Origin of the sequence: Acinetobacter modestus (assembly GCF_014636095.1) — a bacterium.
In the GTDB taxonomy this organism is placed as follows: domain Bacteria; phylum Pseudomonadota; class Gammaproteobacteria; order Pseudomonadales; family Moraxellaceae; genus Acinetobacter; species Acinetobacter modestus.
This window is the reverse complement of sequence record NZ_BMDV01000022.1, coordinates 1-2,061: the sequence shown is the minus strand read 5'-3', so window position 1 is coordinate 2,061 and position 2,061 is coordinate 1. Positions and strand designations below refer to the sequence as shown.

Sequence of the window (2,061 nt, the reverse complement as noted above, 5' to 3'; positions counted from 1 at the left end):
CAATTATTTATTTTTGAAGGTTGGTTTTGGAATATAGATATTAATAGTAATATGGAATTATAAACGGGGGGTGATTGTATTCAAGACAAATTATCAAGTCAATTTACCTCTGGATTAAGGGTAAAACTAGAATGTAATGCTTGTAAAAATCCAATAACGAGAATCACACATAATATTTATAAACCTTATAGTGAAGGTAATAACCGTTGTTTTGTTTATACAATGTGTGAGAAGTGTGGAGAAAGAGATGTCTTTACTGTAAATGAGGATTTCTATGGAGAAATTAGTGTTGATGTTTCTCCTTTAGAAGGTGAATGGAATCTTTAGTTTTTATTTGTTTATAAGCAAATTTTGATGTTTTTGCTTGCTTTAGAAACGAGTTTCTTCTTGTCTTGATACTATAGGTAACTATTCCCGTCCAGTTAACTATCCTTGGATTAGTTGATATGACTGTCTTTGAAGTATAGTAGAGTTTATGGTGACCAAACCAAAACTTTACATGAAAGGAGAAAAAGCAACTTTTTTGTTATAAAACTTTGTATACAACTTAGTTGTTTTTACAGTGATTTAATATGAACGACATGTCAAAGAAGGACAAATGGATTTGATAAGGGAGTGCAACACATTCTTGAGTTTTGTGGCAAAAAGAAGATAAACAATTTATCTTTTTAACACTTACGACACCAAATGTAACAGTGGAGCATTTAGAAAGTGAGATTAAAGCTTATAATCACTCTTTTCAAAAGATGTTTAAGCGTAAAAAAGTAATTTCTGCTACGAAAGGTTATGTAAGAAAATTAGAAATTACTTACAATAAAGAACGTGATGACTATAACCCGCATTTTCATGTTTTAATTGCTGTTAACAAATCGTATTTTACAGACAAACGATATTATATTAGTCAAAAAGAATGGCTGAATTTATGGCGAGATGTGACTGGAATTGATGAAATCACACAAGTACATGTTCAAAAAATCAAACAGAACAACAACCGACTATTTAATTAATCAAAAAGTGTTCGATACATTTTATAAATCTCTTAAGGGAAAACAAATTCTTGTTTATTCTGGACTGCACTGGAATCAAAAAGAATACTTAGCGAGTGAAATTTTTGATTTGACTGAAGAAGAAAAAAGTAAAATTAATCATCAAATGATTGATGAAATTGACGAAGAAAAATAAAAATAAATTTTCTTAAACGTTAGCAAAAAGCTAGCGTTTTTTTATTGAAAAGTGCTAAAAATGTTTGGGTACATTCTGGGTACAGACACAAGATGTAGGGGAACATTTTGGGTACAAACGCAATTTATAGGGGTACATTTTGGGTACAAAAACAAAATTTAGGCACCAAGTAGAAATCTTTGTAACACTTGAAATGTCTGGCTTCGCCAGACCCACCTTTTTAATAGGTGGCAAATTTCCCTTATGCTCTTAATTTTTATTTTGGACAAAATCAAGATTTCGGTATTTTTTACAGAAATTTGCCCCTGAAGGAACTAAAAACCGGTATCACTTTTTGAAGGATTTTATGCAAAAATCGTCACTGGTTTTGCTAAAAAATTGTGATGTGCAATCAAAATATATTTATTTGGCTCTCATTTGTGTTTTAAGCGCTTATATAGAATTTTAGATATAAAACTACGTAAATATTTAGTGTTTCTTCAAAATGCCCCTTTAAAATTAAAAATAAAGGCATTCAAAATTTTCGTAAGAGTTATGATAAAGTTTGCTAAAATAAAAATCAAAAGTACGTATTTATGCTGAGAAAATTTATTGATGTTGAGAAGAATATATAAATGAAAAACCACTCACTAAATTTAGTGAGTGGTTTTTAAAGTCTTAATAGCAAATTTCTAATAATGGGATAAGAGTTATTATGCTATATGCATTATATCATGACTTTTTGGTTTGAAAAGCTTTGTGGATCTAAATAATCTTTGGTGTTAAAAAGAAAGAGCTATCAAAATGATAGCTCTAAGCCTTCCCCTATAATTATAAGTATAATAAACGAGGATAATACTATGAAACGCTAAGAGAAGACGTGTATCTATTATAGCACGA

2 protein-coding genes are annotated in these 2,061 nt (G+C 29.6%); both read left to right on the top strand.

The window, feature by feature from the left end; genetic code table 11:
* Positions 1 to 635: 635 nt before the first annotated feature.
* The gene (locus tag IEV17_RS17345) at positions 636 to 1,007 is read left to right on the top strand and encodes a protein rep (RefSeq protein ID WP_264822622.1); all 372 of its coding nucleotides are present in this window, start codon (positions 636 to 638) and stop codon (positions 1,005 to 1,007) included.
* A gap of 7 nt (positions 1,008 to 1,014) precedes the next feature.
* Positions 1,015 to 1,182 (top strand): hypothetical protein, encoded by a 168-nt coding sequence (locus tag IEV17_RS17340; RefSeq protein ID WP_264822621.1) that lies wholly within the window; start codon positions 1,015 to 1,017, stop codon positions 1,180 to 1,182.
* Positions 1,183 to 2,061 lie beyond the last annotated feature (879 nt).